This window comes from Rossellomorea aquimaris (genome assembly GCF_008180865.1).
Classification (GTDB): Bacteria; Bacillota; Bacilli; order Bacillales; family Bacillaceae_B; genus Rossellomorea; species Rossellomorea yichunensis.
This window is the reverse complement of record NZ_VTEX01000002.1, coordinates 728,082-742,056: the sequence shown is the minus strand read 5'-3', so window position 1 is coordinate 742,056 and position 13,975 is coordinate 728,082. Positions and strand designations below refer to the sequence as shown.

General features: G+C 46.0%; 15 protein-coding genes. 6 read left to right on the top strand and 9 right to left on the bottom strand.

Annotation, left to right across the window (positions count from 1 at the left end):
• The first annotated feature begins 22 nt into the window (after positions 1-22).
• The gene (locus FZC88_RS11290) at positions 23-1,144 is read left to right on the top strand and encodes an NADH-dependent flavin oxidoreductase (RefSeq protein ID WP_148994933.1); all 1,122 of its coding nucleotides are present in this window, start codon (positions 23-25) and stop codon (positions 1,142-1,144) included.
• 55 nt (positions 1,145-1,199) lie between these two features.
• On the opposite strand, the gene FZC88_RS11285 is transcribed toward FZC88_RS11290, so the two are convergent.
• Positions 1,200-1,973, bottom strand: a complete 774-nt coding sequence (locus tag FZC88_RS11285; RefSeq protein WP_148967434.1) for a TerC family protein — start codon at positions 1,971-1,973, stop codon at positions 1,200-1,202.
• Positions 1,974-2,392: 419 nt separating this feature from the next.
• Here FZC88_RS11285 and abc-f point away from each other — a divergent pair, with 419 nt between their 5' ends.
• The gene (gene abc-f / locus FZC88_RS11280; protein ID WP_148994932.1) at positions 2,393-4,024 is read left to right on the top strand and encodes a ribosomal protection-like ABC-F family protein; all 1,632 of its coding nucleotides are present in this window, start codon (positions 2,393-2,395) and stop codon (positions 4,022-4,024) included.
• Between the two features lie 65 nt (positions 4,025-4,089).
• Here the strand turns inward: abc-f and FZC88_RS11275 are convergent, their stop codons facing one another.
• A complete protein-coding gene (locus FZC88_RS11275; protein ID WP_148994931.1) occupies positions 4,090-4,551 on the bottom strand; it encodes a YusW family protein in 462 nt (153 codons plus the stop codon).
• Between the two features lie 134 nt (positions 4,552-4,685).
• Complete coding sequence (locus tag FZC88_RS11270) at positions 4,686-4,877, bottom strand: hypothetical protein (RefSeq protein ID WP_148967437.1); 192 nt, start codon at positions 4,875-4,877, stop codon at positions 4,686-4,688.
• A 276-nt stretch (positions 4,878-5,153) separates the two neighbouring features.
• On the opposite strand from FZC88_RS11270, the gene FZC88_RS11265 reads away from it, so the two are divergent.
• The 3 genes from FZC88_RS11265 to FZC88_RS11255 are packed head-to-tail and all read left to right on the top strand — an operon-like array spanning position 5,154 to position 7,656.
• Complete coding sequence (locus tag FZC88_RS11265) at positions 5,154-5,582, top strand: DUF6526 family protein (protein WP_148994930.1); 429 nt, start codon at positions 5,154-5,156, stop codon at positions 5,580-5,582.
• Between the two features lie 59 nt (positions 5,583-5,641).
• Positions 5,642-6,568, top strand: coding sequence for an ABC transporter ATP-binding protein (locus FZC88_RS11260; protein WP_148967439.1), 927 nt, complete (start codon positions 5,642-5,644; stop codon positions 6,566-6,568).
• Entirely contained in the window at positions 6,565-7,656 is a 1,092-nt protein-coding gene (locus FZC88_RS11255) for an ABC transporter permease (protein WP_148994929.1), read from the top strand. The genes FZC88_RS11260 and FZC88_RS11255 overlap by 4 nt, the downstream gene beginning before the upstream one ends.
• 39 nt (positions 7,657-7,695) lie before the next feature.
• Here the strand turns inward: FZC88_RS11255 and FZC88_RS11250 are convergent, their stop codons facing one another.
• On the bottom strand, positions 7,696-8,313 hold the full coding sequence (locus tag FZC88_RS11250) for a sterol desaturase family protein (RefSeq protein ID WP_148994928.1): 618 nt from the start codon (positions 8,311-8,313) through the stop codon (positions 7,696-7,698).
• A gap of 2 nt (positions 8,314-8,315) precedes the next feature.
• Positions 8,316-9,008, bottom strand: coding sequence for a GntR family transcriptional regulator (locus FZC88_RS11245; protein WP_148995169.1), 693 nt, complete (start codon positions 9,006-9,008; stop codon positions 8,316-8,318).
• Positions 9,009-9,238: 230 nt separating this feature from the next.
• Between FZC88_RS11245 and FZC88_RS11240 the strand changes: the two genes are divergently transcribed.
• Positions 9,239-10,279, top strand: a complete 1,041-nt coding sequence (locus FZC88_RS11240; RefSeq protein WP_148994927.1) for a zinc-binding dehydrogenase — start codon at positions 9,239-9,241, stop codon at positions 10,277-10,279.
• Between the two features lie 62 nt (positions 10,280-10,341).
• Here FZC88_RS11240 and FZC88_RS11235 read toward each other — a convergent pair whose 3' ends face one another.
• The 4 genes from FZC88_RS11235 to FZC88_RS11220 form a co-directional block, all read right to left on the bottom strand.
• On the bottom strand, positions 10,342-11,103 hold the full coding sequence (locus FZC88_RS11235) for a DUF3891 family protein (protein ID WP_148994926.1): 762 nt from the start codon (positions 11,101-11,103) through the stop codon (positions 10,342-10,344).
• A gap of 153 nt (positions 11,104-11,256) precedes the next feature.
• Positions 11,257-11,721, bottom strand: coding sequence for a FixH family protein (locus FZC88_RS11230; protein ID WP_148994925.1), 465 nt, complete (start codon positions 11,719-11,721; stop codon positions 11,257-11,259).
• Between the two features lie 16 nt (positions 11,722-11,737).
• Positions 11,738-13,081: a PepSY-associated TM helix domain-containing protein gene (locus FZC88_RS11225; protein WP_148994924.1), complete on the bottom strand. Its 1,344-nt coding sequence runs from the start codon at positions 13,079-13,081 to the stop codon at positions 11,738-11,740.
• A gap of 17 nt (positions 13,082-13,098) precedes the next feature.
• Complete coding sequence (locus tag FZC88_RS11220) at positions 13,099-13,668, bottom strand: DeoR family transcriptional regulator (RefSeq protein ID WP_148994923.1); 570 nt, start codon at positions 13,666-13,668, stop codon at positions 13,099-13,101.
• Positions 13,669-13,975 lie beyond the last annotated feature (307 nt).

The following is a 13,975-nucleotide window of genomic DNA, read 5'->3' as shown; positions in this document are numbered from 1 at the left end:
ACAACCACAAGGAGGCAAAATCATGAACAGTAAATATAAAGAGCTATTATCCCCCTATACTTTCAAAAACGGAGTGGAATTAAAGAACCGCATCATCATGGCGCCGATGACGAACTTCTCTTCGGATGAGCAGGGTAACGTTACGGATGCAGAGGTTACTTACTATGCGAGACGTTCCAATGATGTCAGCATGGTGATCACGGCTTGCACATATGTAACGCCTGATGGAAAGGGATTCCCGGGTGAGTTTGGCGGGGACTCCGATGAAATGATCCCAAGCCTTGAACGTTTGGCAAAGGGAATAAAGGATCAGGGCGCTAAAGCAGTCCTCCAGATTTTCCACGGAGGTGTACAATGTCCACCGGATCTGGTTCCAGATGGGGATGTTGTGAGCGCAAGTGAAGTAACGGGTGAGAACGGTGAGAAGAAAGCGAGAGCATTAACAGAAGCAGAGATTGAGAATATCATCGATGCTTTTGGTGAGACGACCCGCCGAGCGATAGAAGCGGGATATGATGGCGTGGAGATCCACGGAGCGAACGGTTATCTGATCCATCAATTCTTTTCCCCGATGACAAATCGTCGTGAAGACCGTTATGGCGGCAGCCTGGAAAAACGGATGACGTTCCCGCTTGCCATCGTGGATAAGGTGAAGAGTGTGGTCGCTGAGCATGGGGATGCATCGTTCCTGGTTGGATACCGTTTCTCACCTGAGGAGCCTGAAGACAATGGATTCACAATGGGTGACACCCTTACCCTTGTAGATGCCCTTGCAGACAAGGACCTTGATTATCTTCACGTTTCCCTTTTCGAGTTCTTCTCGAAGCCAAGAAGAGGCGTTAAGGACGTTGAGAAAACAAGAATGGACTATCTATTGGAAACCATCGGTGACCGTACACCGCTGATTGGTGTAGGTTCGATTTACTCTGCCGACGATGCACATAAAGCGTTCAGTACAGGCGTTCCGCTATTGGCCCTTGGTCGTGAACTGATCATTGATCCCGATTGGTTGATGAAGATAGAAGAAGGAAGAGAAGATGACATTGTGACGGAGATAGATAAAGGGAAACAGGAAGAATTGGTCGTTCCCGATCCGTTATGGAATGCAATTGTGAATACGCCTGGCTGGTTCCCGGGAGTGTAGGGAGTCAGTCTTGAAAAGAAATGCCCTGTGAAGATTCACAGGGCATTTCTTTTATCTAACTTTCACTATGCTGAGATTCTTTGTTTCCCGGTGCGAACCACCCAAACAAGGCGATAGCCACAAGGACTCCGTAAAATGTGAGGGTCCAAAGGGTGCTATGAGGGAAATCGTGATCCAGGATATGAATATCTTCATGAGCCAGTGTGATGACGGCCAACTTCACCCCGACCCAGGCGACAATGGCATAAGCGGTTGTCTCTAAAGCAGGGCGCTTTTCAAGCAGCTGCACAAACCAGGTTGCAGCATATTTGATCAAAATCAGCCCGGCAATTCCTCCGAGGACAACGATGATAAATTGTCCGCCGTCCATCCCGCCAAAATCATCAAGGGGTGAATCGGGGAGTCCAAGGGCAAGGGCCACGGCTGCGAGGATCGAATCAATGGCAAAGGCAAGGTCTGCCAATGCAATCTTTCCGACTGTCGGCCAAAATCCTTTTCCTGCAGCTTCCTCTTCAGTATCTTCACGAATATTTTCATTCTCTTTTCCAAAACGTGCTTTAATGACATGCTTTAAGCCCAGGTAAAGAAGGTAGGCTGCTCCGATCGCCTGGATCTGCCAGACATTCGCAATAAAGGAAATCGCAAACAAGGCACCAAAACGAAAGGCAAAGGCAAGGAAAATCCCGTATTTTATGGCCCTTTTCTTCTCATCGTCCGGAAGGTGTTTCGCAATGACGGCGAGAACAAGGGCATTATCTGCAGATAATAATCCCTCAAGGCCGATTAGGATCAGTAATGTCCATCCATATTCTAACCAGATTGATTCCAAATAAAGTGCTCCTTTCCACTAAACATCGAGCCAACACATAAAGCTGGTCGACCAGTTAATGTAATTCTAGTCCTCAGTCTTTATCATACCACTGATTGTGAATCTAATCCTTTATTGGTATTGGTTTTTTTTAGATATTCTCAATTTCCTTTTGCACTTCCAAATCATTTCATGATATAGTGAACTTACTAAAAATGACAGGAGTGATGGGTGGACGATGAAGTACTGATCTTATTTTCGCGAGGTTTGAAATTCCATATTTCAAATTAACCAAAATAGGATTAGTCTGCCCATTTTTATACATCGTCTGAGCCGTTGATTTCCAAATGGCTTTCTTTGAGCGCGACAGGTACGGCTAATCCTTCCAGAAAAATGGGGAGGATTTTTTTGTTCTCCCTTTGATGAGAGGGGAAGATGGTATGAGAGAATTGATGAAGTTAGTGAATATAAGCTATAAAATGATGGATCAGCCTATCTTTAAAGGGGTCAATGCGAGTGTGCAGGAAGGGGATGTCATCGGAATCATCGGGCAGAATGGTGCCGGGAAGTCTACTCTGCTTCAGTTGATCCACGGGGATTTAGTGCCTTCCGAAGGTACAATCCAGTGGTTGCATCAGGACTTGAACATCGGGATGGTCGAACAGGAAACGGAGTCCTATTCCTTTAACGAAACGACACCTTCTGAAGCCCGGCTGCTGGAAAAATGGCAGGTGCCGAATCATGAGTTTCTGCACTTGAGCGGCGGAGAAAAGCTGAAGGCCCGACTTGCAAAAGGGTTTGCGCAGAATGCCGACCTCCTTCTATTGGATGAACCGACGAACCACCTGGATCACGGGAGTATGGAACTCCTGATGAATCAGATCATGGAGTATAAAGGGACGATCATTCTAGTATCACATGACCGGTATTTTTTAGATGAAGCGGTGAACAAAATCTGGGCGATCGAACATGGGAAGCTGATTGAGCATCGGGGCCATTATTCGAGCTACATGGAAGCGCGAAAACAGAAACGGCTCACGCAGCAGCGTGAATTTGAGAAGCAGCAGAAAATGGTGGAACGGATCGAAAGTCAGATGAAAGAGCTCACATCCTGGTCACAAAAAGCCCACGCCCAGTCCACGAAACAGGAAGGGTTTAAAGAATACTACCGGGTAAAAGCAAAACGGACGGACAGCCAGGTGAAATCGAAGCAGAAGCGTCTTGAGAAAGAGCTTGAAAAAGCAAAGGTGGATGCGGTGCAGGAAGAACATACTGTGCGATTCTCCCTGCAGGCCTCAAAAAAAACAGGAAAGCGATTCTTGGAAGTGAAAGATCTGACGAAAGCATTTGATGGACAAATACTATTCAGAAAAGCCAATTTCACGATCCAGCATGGGGAAAAGGTGTCCATCATCGGACCGAATGGAAGCGGGAAGACGACATTATTAAAGGTAATCATGAGGCAAGAGGCGGCTGACGGTGATGTATGGACTTCACCATCTGCAGAGATCGGCTATCTGACGCAGGAAGTGTTCGACCTTCCCCTTGACGAAACGCCTGAACAGCTTTTCCACAAGGAAACCTTCGAGGAGAGAGGGAAAGTCCAGACGCTCATGAAACACCTGGGATTCCAGACGACCCACTGGCGGGAACCGATCGGGAATATGAGTATGGGAGAGCGCGTAAAGTGCAAGCTGATGAAGTATATTCTAGAAGAAAAAGATGTGCTGATCCTGGATGAGCCGACAAACCATCTTGATCTAGCTTCCCGTGAACAGCTTGAGGATACCCTCTCCCAATACAATGGGACTTTGATTGTCGTGTCCCATGACCGTTATTTTCTAGAGAAAACGACGAGTACGAGACTCGTGATCGCGGACGGCAGGATTCAAAAACAGTTGAATGAGCCTGCTTCAGAACGGGATGACCAGGAAGAACTGCGGTTGAAGCTTGAGACGGAGAGACAGGAAGTGTTGGGAAGGCTCAGTTTTATGATGCCAGGGGATAAGGAATATGAGGAACTGGATCGGAAATTTAAAGAGCTCACGGAACAAATAAATAAGATGAAGTAAAAACGGGACAATTCAATCGAATAAAAACGATTGAATTGTCCTTTTGTTTGAAAGAAAGCAGGTGCTTACATTTCTCTGTATTCTTTTTCCGTCCCATCAGGAAATGTAATCTCCAGCTCGAACTTCTCATAGCCATCCTCAACTGAAAATGCTTCTTTCACTTGTTTGATGACCTCTTGTTCATCGGTATCCTGATCAAACGAGAAATCTTTGAAGATCGGGGTAAGCTTAGCCATCGCTTCATCAGAAGTCAAATTTTGATCATTAAGATCATCCTGATATTTTGCTTCCGTCGAGTCTTTCTCGTTCTCGTAATCCACGTCGATTGTTTTATTTTCCTTGTAATCAACCTCTAAATCAAAGTTCGCAAAAGTAAAAGCTTCATCTTTCGCTCCCTCATTATTATTGGCAGTGTCCTCAACTGGTGCATTTTCAGGAGGGTTCTTAACCTCTTCCTTGTCATTACAGCCGGCTAAAAGAACGAACGAGAACAGAACAGCGAAGATACATGTTGTTTTCCTATGCATACAATGACCTCCTTTATGATGATAAGGATAGTTTACCCAATTGTGGATAAATGAATCGTGTGCTTTCCTATTTCAACAAGAAAAAGGCATTGCACTCAGCAATGCCTTTCAAACACGAATTCTTCCTTATCAAATTACCGCCCGCCAGTCCAGAACTTCAAATGATTGGACTGCCCCTGGCAATAAGCATTATAACCCTCACTCTTGTGCGTATCATAGCAATCACCAGTAAGGTACCCTTGAGAAAAGTAAGTTTCTTTAATACTGCCCACGATAACCACCCCAGCCATGAAGGAAAGGGGAATCAGAACAAATAACCAAACCATTTTCGAAAACCTCCTTTTTTTATAAACCTTGTTAGGTAAAAGCAGGTGAACGTCCTGTAGGTGTTGCTTCTGCTACTATCTTACCATTATCATATGGAAAAATATAGATATTAATACTTGCGCAAAATGGGATTGCCAATAGGTCATGGATCTTGGTGGAATAAGGTTTAGATTTAGAAGGAATTGTAGATCACATACCGGAATAATATTCTTAGGTATGCTCTTTTTTGTTCCGGATCTAGGTTATAATGAATCTACAAACCTCAGGAGGTACATATGAAACAGCAAAACTATGAAAATCACAGTAAGATCGATCCAGCCTATCATGTTGGGATTGCCCTTTTATCCCTCATTACACTCATCCTTACGATTACGTTTTTCGTTAAAAATGTCGGGACAGAGACTTTGTTAAGCTTTGTTGTCCTGTTTGTTGTGTTGACGTTAATCCTCATAGGGGTAAAGCTAAGAACCTATGCTCTTCAGCTTCAGGATCGAATCATCCGCACGGAAGAAAGTTTCCGCTATTATCGTTTAACGGGAAAATCGCTGGATGCTTCGTTATCCCTGAAGCAGATGATTGCGCTCCGCTTTTCACCTGATGAAGAATTTCCAGGGCTAGTGGAAAGAGCAGTGACAGAGAAACTATCACCTAACGATATTAAAAAAGCTATACAAAATTGGCGTGCAGATCAACATCGCGTATAAACAACACAGAAGGACCGCTCACTATTGGGCGGTTACATTTTTGTAAAAGGAGGCTCGTTATGTCGAACGAAGTCATGGTGGATGTAAAAGATTTAGTGAAAAGGTATGGCTCCTTTACGGCAGTGAAGGGAGTGAAGTTCCAGGTGGAAAAGGGGGAGATCTTCGGATTGCTTGGTCCGAACGGGGCCGGGAAGACGACGACGATCGAGATGCTTGTGGGACTTCGGAAGCCGGATGAAGGGACGGCCGCACTTGCGGGATATGACGTACGGAAAGATGTGAACAAGGTGAAAGAGGTGATCGGGGTTCAGCTTCAGTCGACTTCTTTGTTTGAGTTGTTGAAGGTGGAGGAGATCCTTCATTTGTATGCGAGCTTTTACCCGAGTCATGTGGACATCAATCAATTGATCGAGGATATGCTCCTGACCGAGAAGCGGAAGGACCGGATCAAGGGTCTGTCGGGCGGGCAGAAGCAGCGGCTGGCGATTGCCCTGGCGCTGATTCATGATCCGGAGATTGTGTTTCTGGATGAACCAACGACGGGACTTGATCCCCAGGCGCGACGGACATTGTGGGACATTGTGCTGCGGTTGAAGGAGCGGGGGAAGACGGTGATTCTGTCCACGCACTATATGGATGAAGCACATGTGCTTTGTGACCGGATCGGCATCATGGATCAAGGGGAATTGATCGCCCTTGACACACCGACGAATCTGGTGAAAACCCTGCAGTCAACGAGTACGATTGAATTCCATCTCAACAATCCACCTGAACAGGAGTGGTTCATGAGAATGGATGGAGTCGAGGAAGTGGCCATCAAGGACACGTTCGTCCAGCTCTACACGGATGAGCTTCAGCTGGCACTGACCTCCCTCATTTCCATATCGACGGAACATCATTTGAAAATCCAGGATCTCGAGACGCGTCAGGCGACATTAGAGGATGTCTTCATTCATATGACAGGAAGGAAGTTGCGGGAATCATGAGAGCTTATTGGCAGTTAACTTTGGCACAATTACGGATCTTTGGACGAAACAAGCAGGTCCTCTTCTTCACGTTACTCTTCCCGGTCATCCTGATGGTGGCACTCGGGTCATTTGCAGGCGGAGGGAATTCACTGTCTTTAACTGTAGGGGTGACCGACAGGGATGACACCGATGCATCGAAGGACTTAAAGGACTTATTTTATAAAAATGAGGGAATCGAGGCTACGAAATATGAGAGCGTGAAGTCGGGAAAAGAAGCCGTTGAAAATGGGGATATCCAGCTTCTGATCGAAATCCCGAAAGGATATGAAAAGAACCTGAAGGACGGGAACGAGGCTTCCTCCCTTCCTGTATACTATAACGAGAAAAACCTGACTACGTCAGAGCTTGGATTGACGGTGGTGAACGGAATCATCGATCAATACAGCAAGGACATGGTTGACTATAAGCCGTTAGTGACGGTCGAGAAAGTAGGAGTCGAGGCGCTGAACCTTCGATATGTTGATTTCCTTGTACCGGGTATTGTCGCCATGATGATCATGAGCAACAACATGAACGGGGTCGCAGGTCAAATTTCCGCCTGGCGTGAACGGGGGATCCTCCGGAGAATGCAGGGGACGAGATTGAAAGCATCCACGTTCATCGCGGCCCAGATCACGGCGCGCCTGATGCTGAACGGGACCCAGGCATTGCTCGTCGTCCTCATTGCCGATCTCATCTTTAACATCAACGTAGCAGGTTCGTGGCTTGCCATGATTTTCTTTATCATACTGGGAACCCTTGCGTTTATGGCACTCGGCTTTATCATCGCAGGCATGGCGAAGAACCCGGAAAGTGCGGGTCCGATTGCGGGATTCGTGACGTTTCCGATGCTGTTCCTTGGTGGCGTGTTCTTCCCGATCAACAATATGCCGGATCTTATCCAGCCGATCGTGAAGGTGCTGCCGATCGCTCATCTGAGTTCGGCGTTGCGGGAGACGATGAATCTTGGTACCCCTTTTTTGGAATTGGGTACGGAGACACTGATATTGGGTGCTTGGCTGGTTGGCGGGTTTGCGCTAGCTAGTTATGTGTTTAAGTGGGAGTAAGATAGAAAAGTCCAATCGGATCACCCGATTGGACTTTTTTCACGCCCTCTTCTCCAAATCCTTCGCAGTTTGACTCGTTTCTACATCCTTTTCATCCTTCAAGGTACCGAACAAAGCATCGACGAAAGGCGTGGACACCCCGTACCAGTAGTTTTCGTTTTTGTAATGGTGCAGGATATGTGTCTTTTTGAGCCATTTTCCGAATCGTGTTTTCGGCTTGAGGGGGCGATGGGCGACATAGTGCTTCCACTCGTAGACAAAGAACATGAACAGAATGCCGGTGGCAAAGGCAAGGGATGCTGAGATCGAGCCGCTCACGAAGTAAAACAGCAGACATAGGATGAACAGGCTCGGAGCACTGTACCAAATGGGTAAAAACAGAAGCTTCAGGTCATTCGGTTTTTTATGATGATCGTAATGCAGACGCTTAATCAATTTCAGAAGGAAAGCGTTCTTCGGCGACTTGATGTGGAAGACAAAGCGGTGGGTGAGGTATTCACTGAACATGTAGGCGATGATCCCAATCGCAAAAAATAAGAAGGCGGATAAGGAAAGCTCCATGGTCATTAAAAAGCCGACCACCACAAGAAAGATACCTAACATGACCAGAATATCAAAATGTAAGAAGAAATCACGATACAATCGATTCTCTTTCATCCTCAATTGCCCCCATTCATTTTTTGTTTCCACAATCGTAAGCTGGTTTCCATCATTTGTTTAATGAGGCGCACTGCCTGTTCGATGTCCCCTTTTAAGATGAGGGCCAACAGTTTTTCGTAATAGTCACGTGAAGCTTTGCGATGGTCCGGTTCGCAGAAATATTTCTCGGCTATCCTACTGTAGAAGTCTTTGAAGCTATTCAGGATGAGAAGATAGATGGGATTGGGCGACAGCATGGCGACACTCTGCTGCAGCTGCCAGTCGAAATCCGCATATGATCGTGCATCATCCTGTACCTCTTCAAGAGGGACAAAGAGTGAAATGACCTTGAGCCTGTGATGATGGATGGCATCCCTGAAATAGGTAGGGGTCAAAGAGATTCTAAGCTCGAGCATATGATGGATGAAGTCATCGGGTACTTCTTCCTGGTGCTCGAGGATATTCACGATCGTCATTAAATTCCCCTGCTTCCAATAATCATTCACAACCGCAGGCATCCCTTTCCGTCCCGCAATCCATCCGTCCCGTTCCAACCTCTGCAGTGCTTCCCGGATGGTGGGTCTTCCTACTTGAAAGCGGGTGGCCAATTCTCTTTCGGATTGCAGTGGTTCATGAACTTTAATGTGCCCTTCCAGTATGGATTGAATGAGTGTGCCGGCGATAATGTCTGATGAACGTTCTTTCACTGGAATGTCCCTCCTGTTGATTGGTAATACCAATTTTATACTTGGTATTACCATTATATGATCTTTTGCGGGAGATTTGTCAATCAATTCTGAAAATGATTCTGTTGCGTGAAATTCTTGAGGTTTCAGCCAAGTTTGCCCCAGGGAATATTATATAAATACTTATGAGTCTGCATGATCGCTCAATAAGGGTATAAACTAACCATAAAGATTGAATAGAGAAGAGGGAGAGTATAATGAAAGCTGTTCAAGTTACCGGATATGGGGGAATCGACAAATTAGAAGTGGTTGATATTTCGACCCCGACTCCGGAAAAAGGTGAGGTCCTTGTAAAGGTCAAAGCATGTGCCATTAACAATACTGAAATTTGGATGAGGGAAGGGGCTTATGGAACAGAAGAGAAGTCAGGCTGGCGTCCGGAAGGCGTTCACTTCCCAAGAATTCCGGGATCGGATATAACGGGTGAAATCGTAGGGGTAGGTCCAGATGTTTCTGATACTTTGATAGGAAAGAATGTCGTTCTGTTTCCTTTCACTTCAAGCGGCATGGAGGGTTTCGAACACATTTCAGAGGATATGTCATTCATTGGCTCCGAATATGATGGAGGGTATGCCGAATACGTCGTTTGGCCGTCAGAACTCTGTTATGATATGCCTCTCCCTGCATATGAAGAAAGTGCCGTTTTTTCTGTCAGCGGATTGACTGCATGGCATATGGTGGAGCAGATCAAGGCTAAGCCGGGAGAAACGGTCGTCGTTACTGGTGCAAATGGAGGTGTGGGATCATTGAATGTTCAAATCGCCTCCAGAGTTTTTGGATCTAAGGTGATTGCGATTGTAGGTGACATGGGATTGGAAGATAAAATGAAAGAATTGGGGGCTACTCATGTATTATCCTACAAGTCCCAAACCCTTGCCGATGAAATAGTAGAAGTCAATGGAGGTCCGGTGGATTCTGTATTGGATGTAGTCGGGGATGCGTTGTTTGAGACATCCATAAGCGTTTTAAAGAATGGCGGGAAGTTTTGTATATCAGGCTCGGCTGGGGGACAGAAAACGGAACTCGATTTCAGGACCATTTATTTAAAACATATCACGTTATATGGATCGGTCCTGGGTACGAGAGACGAGTTTAGACGGATGCTTGATGCCATTTCTGCAGGTAAGATCAAACCGGTCATTGAACGTACCTTTCCTCTCGAAAAAGCGGGAGAAGCACAAACCTACTTCAAAAATTCAGGAAAACTGGGGAAGATCATTTTGCTTCCGGAAAAATAGTATGACACCAAACATGTGGACGGTTCTGATGCTTCCAAAGCAAAAGAACCGTCCATATGTATTTATTGATGAAAGAAAATCTTCTTTTCTTCCATATCACACTCTATATAAGCCTCAGCAATCCCCATCTCTTCAATCAATCCCCTTGTGACTACTTTGTACTGCAACGATACGTCGAAGTCCATGTCAAAAGGATAAGGATCAAGGGTCACTTCATTTTCATTCACCCACCGGGACATGAGCGGCTGGTTTTCGGGATGAAACATTTCTGTATTCTGAAATCCATTTTTAAACCACGGATGCTCATCCTCTTTATCCGCGCCGGGCTCATTTAGACACAGATATAAGGACAGGTTATCCGAGAATTGCAGTAACCGGAAATGCTGTTGCAGTAATTCTTCATCAAGGTCAGGGAACGACTCCTTAAGTTTCATTTGTCTTCTGGCTTCTCCTGTTAAAAAAACGAGGCAGCCTTTATTTTTAGATTGGGAAAAGAAAGAAGAGAAGTGCAGGCTGCAGAGAAGACTCGCATACGTGTTTACTCTCTCAATCTCGTCCACCCCGATTTTATAGAATGCGAGCTTTGGCAGGAGGGGGTAGTCTGAAAAGGTGTAGGGGATTTTCTCCCTGTCATTCCAGATTGGTGTCTCGTCCAAACCAATCCAGCTGCGGTCGTGCTGATAGGCTGCATATAAGGCATCGTCAAAGAATGCATCTGATTTTAGTAGGGAAGGCTTGAAGTGCTTGATGAGTTCGCCTGATAAAAAGGCGTGGTCGTGCTGCCTGATCATGATAAATGAATCCTTGATTTCACGAATGATCATGATGGGTGGGCTCCTTTCTGTGGGCGTCTATGAATCCATTATAGCAAAGGTGTAGTCTATTACAGGAAAAAATATGGGAGAAGTGATGAGGAGGTCAGTCTTTTCTTCAAATGATAAGACCGTAAGCAAGTATCTGCTTCCGGTCTATTGTCATCAATGGTGAGAATCATGATTTCCACTATCATCTGGAGTCTGCGCATTCAGGGCTTCGACATCAGCCTTGGATAGCTCACCGACAGCGAAAGGCAGGGTCGGCATGATGGTGGATCCGTTGTTTGCGGCATGGACCTTGATGTAATAGAGACCATCTTCCTTCAGCTTTTTGCTGAATGTATAATTCCCGTCTCCGGCATTATCGGCTTCCTCCATCTGATCATGGAAGGAGCCGTCACCTTTCCATATTTCGACATGGACAAAATCAGCATCATCGACGGATTGACTGTTTTGCGTGAGGGCAATCTTGATCGGCTCACTTCCGGAAAACTCTTCAGGCATGGTGATATCCGCCTGAAGCGGGGATTCCTGACGGTAAAGCCCGGCTGCATCCTCTTTCGGGGAACAGGCTCCGAGCATCATGCAGATGAGGATGAGCCCAATGTATTTCGTACGATTTTTCATGAAGTATCGTCCTTTCTTATTCCGCACCGAGGAATTTATTTAAATCCGGGATCCGTTTGATAACCAGCCAGTCAAGAAGCAAGATGACGATCAAGGAAGCTCCCACCAGAGGGAATAGGATACCCAAGACAATCATAAGAAGCAGAAAGAGCTTCATTTTCAAGATGCTTGGCGCTTTCGGTGCGCCCATTTCTTTTTTCGGTTTCCGCTTTAACCATAGATAGAATCCGCTCACAACCACCAGGATGATCCCTAGGCAAATGAAGAGACTGATCAATTGGTTGATGAAACCGAATTGTGTGCCGGTATGAAGGGTAATGCCCATGGCGACGACTTTCCCGCCGATACCGTAATGATCGAAGCGATAATCAGCCAGTACAGCTCCTGAATATTGATCAAGGTGCATGGTGACCTCATTCTGAGCTTTTGCTGGAAAGGCAGATAGTGTAAAGACGCCTTTCTCATCTCCAGGAATGTACACCGTGTAACTCGGGTCGATTCCTTCTCTGTCGGCGATGCTCACGACATCATTGATCGATACGGGAGTGTAGCCTTCGAGTGCCGATACAGGGACTTCAAGGTTTTCCGCTGCCCATGGGACGTCAGCGATTTCTTTTGTTTTCACAACGGACTGTGGTGCTTCTCCTGTCCAAATCGATGGAGGGTATCCGGCACCTGCATTCGTCATGAGATTCTGGAAGTTCGTTCCCCAGAAGCCCGACCAAGGCAAGCCTGTCATGATCAGGAACAGCATTCCCGCTGTAATCCAGAAAGCGGGTACAGCGTGAAGATCCCGGCGCAGGATGCTTTTTCCTTTACCGAAACGGGGGAAGAGCACTCCCGCCAGCTTGTCCTTCTTACGTGGAAACCATAGGAATAATCCTGTGACAATCAGAACGATGGCCCACGAGGCGACAAGCTCAACGATACGGTCTCCGATAGTTCCGGCCATCAGTTCCCCATGAAATTCCACTATTTTATCCATGATCCGGTCCTCAGGCTTTAACTCGCCAAGTGATTTTCCGGTGTAAGGATCCAGGAAGACAGTGGCCGACCCATCGTCGGTGCTGATACCGATTTCACTGGAGCGTTCGGGACTTTCTCCCGGACGATACTTGGTGATTTGTGCATCCGGGTGGAGTTTCTTCACTTCTTCGATTTGTTCAGAAGCAGGAAGTTTCTCCCCTTGTGCTTTCACTTCGTAATACTCTTTGTAAAGATTTTGTTCGATCTGTGGCTTGAATAGATAAATGGACCCCGTCACAGCCAGGATGAGCAAGAACGGGGAAATGATGATCCCGGCATAGAAATGCCATCTCCAAATCGTTTGATAAGGAGACATGTTCGATTTTTTACGCATAGTAGATTCCTCTTTTCTTAGTCATGACAGCAGTCTGAGCCTGACATTTCTTCTGAAATGACCACGATGGCCTCTTGAAAGCTGTGAAGATGCCCTCCAAATCCCGTTTGGAATTGACGGGCCTGTTTGTTCGATTCGAATGCGATTACCTGGGGCTGGCAGCAGTTCAGGTTTAAGTCGGCATCGATCAGGAAAGTGGCGGTCTTCCCACTTATCGTCATATCCGTTAAGAAATCACGACACATGATCTGCACGACCTCTCCCTGAATGTCCCCGTAACGGAGTAATCCACAGTGAGGACAGCAGGCCTGCTCGATCGTGTGATCTTTCTTCACTAATTGAACCGATCTTCTGGAAGTAGCCGGCTTCAGGCAATAAATACAGTTATTTGTGGGAATGGTTTGATCCTTGATGGTTGAAATGCCATTGGAGGTTTTGTGAACCCTGTTCTCTTCAAGGAGTGGCTTCAAGTCCCGATACACCGTCATTTCCGAAACTTCAAGGCGGGAGCTTATATCCGATACACGAAGTGTCCCTTCCTCTTCCAGCCATGTTAAAATTTGTTGCTGTCTGTCGATGGGCAGCATAATCAACGGCCTTTCGAATGAAATCGCTTTATAGTTAAATAGTATGGAAGGATCATAGGTTATTCAAGAGAATGATTGTTGGTAAATGTGAAAAAATGTTGATTTGTAACACAATGGACAATTGGACTTCATATTTTTCACACAAATGGGTTTCTCGGCTTTCATTCTTGATAGAGAGGCATGAAGGAAACGTATTCTAATGGGATTTGGATCATAGAATTTGTAATTAATTTTGAAGGGTTCTGATCTTACTTCAATTCAGGTTTTTGCACGGATGGTACCAGGTTGTCATGTATTGTCACGAATG